The sequence below is a fragment of the Plesiomonas sp. genome, assembly GCF_051650925.1.
Lineage (GTDB): Bacteria > Pseudomonadota > Gammaproteobacteria > Enterobacterales > CAMTGL01 > Plesiomonas.
Window position 1 is genome coordinate 1 of sequence record NZ_JBOFRH010000248.1, and the last position, 4,191, is coordinate 4,191.

1 protein-coding gene and 1 pseudogene are annotated in these 4,191 nt (G+C 44.5%); both read left to right on the top strand.

Annotated elements, in window-relative coordinates:
• The first annotated feature begins 229 nt into the window (after positions 1 to 229).
• A complete protein-coding gene (gene ebgR, locus ACRC27_RS05990; RefSeq protein ID WP_438621988.1) occupies positions 230 to 1,240 on the top strand; it encodes a transcriptional regulator EbgR in 1,011 nt (336 codons plus the stop codon).
• A gap of 370 nt (positions 1,241 to 1,610) precedes the next feature.
• A pseudogene (gene ebgA, locus ACRC27_RS05995) lies at positions 1,611 to 4,191 on the top strand (beta-galactosidase subunit alpha); the annotation flags it as partial.

The window sequence follows — 4,191 nt, forward strand, 5'->3', positions numbered from 1 at the left end:
AACAATCAACCCGATTGATGTTCCGTGATCAAAACAACAAAGATTAAATTTTTAGTAAAATTATTTTTATTTTACTAAAATAAAGAATGCAATAGACCAACATTTTCGGTAAGTGTCCGCATTAGCACTTGGTTTTTACTAAAATTTAATGCATCTTTTAATCTTAAATTCCATACCTGCGCAAAACGCACGTAACAGTGGCGTTACGCCTATTAGAGAAAGAAGAGACATGGCCACGTTAAAAGATATTGCCACGGAAGCCGGTGTGTCGTTGGCGACGGTGTCTCGGGTGCTCAATGATGATCCGACCCTGAGCGTAAAAGAGCAAACTAAGCACCGCATTTTGGAAATTGCTGAAAAACTCGAGTACAAAACCAGCAGCGCCAAAAGAAACCCAGTAATGACTCTTCCAGCACACCACATTCTGGCGCTATACAGTTATAAGCAAGAAGCAGAGATCAATGACCCCTACTACCTGTCTATTCGTCACGGTATCGAAACACAGTGTGAAAAACTGGGCATTGAGCTGACTAACAGTTACGACGGTAAGTTTGATCCAGAGATTAAAAAAATCTCAGGTATTTTAATTGTGGGGAAAACCACGCTAAGCCCACATACCCTACACAAGGTGACTCAACTTACCGATAATATCTGCTATCTCGATTTTCGTGATAAAGATGAAAAATATGACTCAGTAGATATTGATTTGGTTAAAATAAGTAAGGAAATCATTGATTTCTTTATCTTGCAAGGCATTAAAAATATAGGGTTTATTGGTGGACAAGATGCTCCGGGCACATCAGATATCCGTGAACTAGCATTTGCCGATTACGGCAAACTCAAAGGTGTGGTATGTGAAGAGAATATCTATCGCGGTGATTTTTCCAGTGCCTCTGGGTATGCGCTAGCCAAAAAAATGCTGACCCAATCTGTCTACCCGCAGGCATTATTTATCGCCTCTGATTCTATTGCTATCGGTGTATTGCGTGCGCTGCTAGAGCATGGTTTACGGATACCGGAAGATATTTCACTGATCAGCATCAATGATATTCCCACCGCTCGCTTTACTTATCCGCCACTTTCTACCGTTCGGATTCACTCTGAAATGATGGGCATTCAAGGGGTCAATTTACTGATTGAAAAAGCCAGAGATGGCCGCGCTTTGCCACTGCAAGTTTATGTACCCAGTAAATTAAAACTGCGCGGTACAACTAAATCGCTCTCTGCATCTCAACACTGACACTCGCTGGTTATTCAGGTCTTTGCGGCGCGTTCACGCGCGCCCTGCTTTTGCTCCCATTCCATAATAAATTATCTCTTTTCCTGTTTTTTACTCTTCGCTCTGAATCTGGAGCGTTGTTTAATGCTGTTTCTTCAGCGCTTGAATCGGCTATTTCACCGATTTGACCTTCTCACCCTCGCCTATTTTTTAACCGTGATCACAACACCTGATTAAAACAGCACCTTTTTCGTGATCCTGTTAAAGCAAACCACTTCCCCTCATTAAATTTAGTAAAAATTTTACTAATATACTGAGTAAGCGTCATACCCTACTTCTAAATTAAATACCGGTAGCAAGCATTAGTGACTCTACTGAGGGGAGAATAAACGTGAACAATTGGGAAAATTTCCGCCATCTTCATGAGAACCGTATCGCACCGCGTGCTTACTTTTTCTCGTATGACTCGGTCACACAGGCACAAACCTTTCAGCGTGAACTTAGCAGCCGCTTTATGCTGCTAAGTGGCCAATGGACGTTCAGCTATTTTACTCACCCGCTATTGGTACCCGATTCATTTTATTCACAGCGTATGGATGATTGGGGTCAGATCACCGTACCCAACATGTGGCAAATGGAAGGTCATGGTGATCTACAGTACACCGATGAGGGTTTCCCGTTTCCGATTGATGTTCCGTTTGTTCCAACCAATAACCCGACCGGTGCTTATCAGCGCAGCTTCACGCTTGGCGAGCAGTGGAATAATAAGCAAACGCTGATTAAGTTTGATGGGGTAGAAACCTATTTTGAGGTGTATATCAACGGCCATTATGCCGGTTTTAGTAAAGGCAGCCGTTTAACCGCTGAGTTTGATATATCGCGATACGTACAACAGGGCGAAAACCTGCTGTCGGTTCGAGTCATGCAGTGGGCTGATTCAACGTATATCGAAGATCAGGATATGTGGTGGACCGCCGGTATTTTCCGCGATGTCTATCTGGTAGGTAAAGATCCGGTACATGTACAAGATTTTATGGTTCGCACTGATTTTGCCGCCGATTACCAAAGTGCAACGCTTTCTTGTGCCGTTACATTGGAAAACCTGACCGACCAACCGGAAACGGATTATATCCTTGAATATGCTCTGCATGACAATGGTCAGCCGTTGATGCAAGGCACGTGCGATAACGTCTCAATTGCCAATCACACACAGGTCAATTTTGCACTGGATGTCGTCAATCCGGTGCAATGGAATGCGGAAAATCCCTATCTGTATCAGCTATTCATCACGCTAAAAACGCGTTCTGGCAAGGTGATTGAAGTGATCCCGCAGCGAGTGGGATTCCGTGATATCAAGGTACGTGATGGTCTGTTTTACATCAACAATCAGTATGTGATGCTGCACGGTGTTAACCGCCATGATAATGATCATTTGAAAGGCCGTGCGGTGGGGATGGATCGGGTTGAAAAAGACCTGATTTTGATGAAGCAACACAACATTAATTCAGTACGCACCGCGCATTACCCAAATGACCCGCGTTTTTATGAGCTGTGTGATATTTACGGCCTGTTTGTGATGGCGGAAACGGATGTCGAAACACACGGCTTTGCTAATGTCGGTGATTTAAGTCGCATTACCGATGATGCTAACTGGGAAAGTGTGTTTGTTGATCGGGCGCAGCGCCATGTTCACGCACAAAAAAACCATCCGTCGATCATTATGTGGTCTCTGGGTAATGAGTCCGGTTACGGATGCAATATCCGTGCAATGTATCAGGCAACCAAGGAAATTGATGATACCCGTTTGGTACATTACGAAGAGGATCGTGATGCTGAGGTGGTAGATGTCATTTCGACAATGTATTCACGTGCCCAGTTAATGAACACTTTGGGGAGTATCCGCATGCTAAACCACGCATTATCTGTGAATACGCCCATGCAATGGGCAATGGCCCTGGCGGTTTAACTGAATATCAAAATGTATTTTATCAACACAAACATATTCAGGGGCACTATGTCTGGGAGTGGTGCGATCACGGTATTTTGGCACACGATGAAAACGGGCAAGAGTTCTACAAATACGGTGGTGATTTTGGCGACTATCCAAACAATTATAATTTCTGTATGGATGGGCTTATTTATTCAGATCAAACGCCGAGCCCCGGTTTAAAAGAGTACAAGCAGGTCATCGCACCAGTAAAAATTCGGGCAATTGATACGGCTGCCGGCCAGTTTACGGTGAGCAATAAGCTCTGGTTCTCTACCCTTGATGATTACACTCTTAGCGCAGAAGTTCGGGCTGAGGGTGAAACACTGGCCGTACAAACCCTGTGTATTAAAGGGCTAGCGGCAGATACTGAGCGCGACATCACGCTGACGCTACCGACACTGGATGAACGCGAAGTGTTTATCAACTTCTCGGTACGTAAAAACAGCCGCACGCTTTACAGTGCGGCCAACCACGAAGTAGCAGTATATCAGTTCCGTTTAAAAGCAAATACTGCGCAACATCCGCTCTTCATTAACCACAATGCGACTCCGCTACACATTGAAGAGAGCCATCTGGCACACCAGATTTTTGGCCATAATTTTTCGATGACTTTCTCTAAAGTTAACGGAAAACTGACCTCTTGGCTGGTTAACGGTCAAGAGCAGATCCAGTCAGCACCCACTCTACGCTTTTTCAAGCCGATGATTGATAACCATAAGCAGGAGTATCAGGGGTTATGGCATCCGGCACACTTACACATCATGCAGGAACATTTCCGATCGCTCGATGTTGAGCAGGTTAACGGCGCGGTTAACATTACTACCACCAGCATAATCGCTCCACCGGTATTTGACTTTGGTATGCACTGCACCTATCGCTATCAAATCACACCAGAAGGTCAGCTAAATGTAGAACTCAGCGGTGATCGCTACGGTGATTATCCGTACGTAATCCCAGCTATTGGTCTTGATCTGGGCATTAA